Here is a 1,203-nt window from a genome sequence, read left to right on the forward strand (position 1 = left end):
CTCATCATGCTGGTCGCGCTGGTCACCGGCGTGGTCATGCACCGCAAGATCTTCCGCGAGCTGTTCACCTTCCGGCCGAAGAAGAGTACGCAGCGCAGCGCGCTCGACCTGCACAACCTGACCGGCGTGGTGGCGCTGCCTTTCCATTTCTTCTTCGCCTTCACCGGTCTGGTGATCTTCGCCGGCATCTATTTCCCGATCACGCACACCCAGCTCGAGCCGCTGCACGATCTGCACGAGCAGGTCGAGGCGCAGGAAACCGGCCTGCCGGACAAGCGTTCGGGCATCGCCGCGCCGCTGGCATCGGTCGATGCCATGGTGGCCGAGGCGCAGCGGCGCTGGGCCGAGCGCGACATGGCCGGCGATGTCGGCTTCCTCGCCGTGCAGTACCCGGGCGATGCCAACGGTTATGTGAGCATCTACCGTGCCGGCACCGACCGCATCGCGCTCACTGGCGAAGGCATCCACTTCAAGGCCTCCACCGGCGAAGTGCTGCACGTGGATCCGCCGACCACGGTGGTGGCGAGCGTGGGCGAGTTCCTCACCGGTCTGCACCTGCAGCATTTCCGTCACTGGCTGCTGCGCTGGCTGTATGTGCTGGGCGGACTGGCCGGCTGCGTCTGCATCGCCACCGGGTTTATCTTCTTCGTCGAGAAGCGCAAGCGTCAGCACGCGAAGCAGGGTGGCCAGGGCGCGCGCGTGGTCGACGCGCTGGCGGTGACCACGGTGACCGGCATGCTGGTGGCGACACTGGCCATGCTGGTCGCCAACCGCCTGCTGCCCGAAGTGTCACCGGCCGGCTGGCCGGGACGCGGTGATCTCGAGCAGTACATTTTCTGGGGTGCCTGGCTGCTGGCCATGGCGCATGCCTTCCTGCGCACCGGGCCGGTGGCGGAGGCGCGCATGGCGCCGGCCTGGCGCGAGCAGAGCTGGCTGATCGCCGTGCTGGCGCTGGCGGCGGTGGCGCTGAACTGGGTGACCACGGGTGATCATCTGCTGCGCACCATCAGTATCGGCTACTGGCCGGTGGCCGGGACGGACCTGTTCATGCTGGCCGGCGCGGTGGTCGCGGTGGTCGCGGCCCGTCGCCTCGGTCGTGCCGCCGCAGTGCCGGCCGGCGCCGCACGGGAGGCCGCTCATGTCTGATGCCTTCATGCTTGCCGCCGCCCTGGTGGCGTGCACGGTCTCGCTGGGCTGGCTCGC

At 68.7% G+C, this 1,203-nt stretch carries 1 protein-coding gene; it reads left to right on the forward strand.

Annotation, left to right across the window (positions count from 1 at the left end; all coding sequences use genetic code 11):
- Window positions 1-1,146, forward strand: a 1,146-nt coding sequence (locus tag C5O18_RS09875) for a PepSY-associated TM helix domain-containing protein (protein WP_105193452.1), incomplete at its 5' end; no start/stop codon positions are given.
- Window positions 1,147-1,203 lie beyond the last annotated feature (57 nt).

The sequence above is a fragment of the Amnimonas aquatica genome (assembly GCF_002943415.1).
Taxonomy (GTDB): domain Bacteria; phylum Pseudomonadota; class Gammaproteobacteria; order Pseudomonadales; family Moraxellaceae; genus Perlucidibaca; species Perlucidibaca aquatica_A.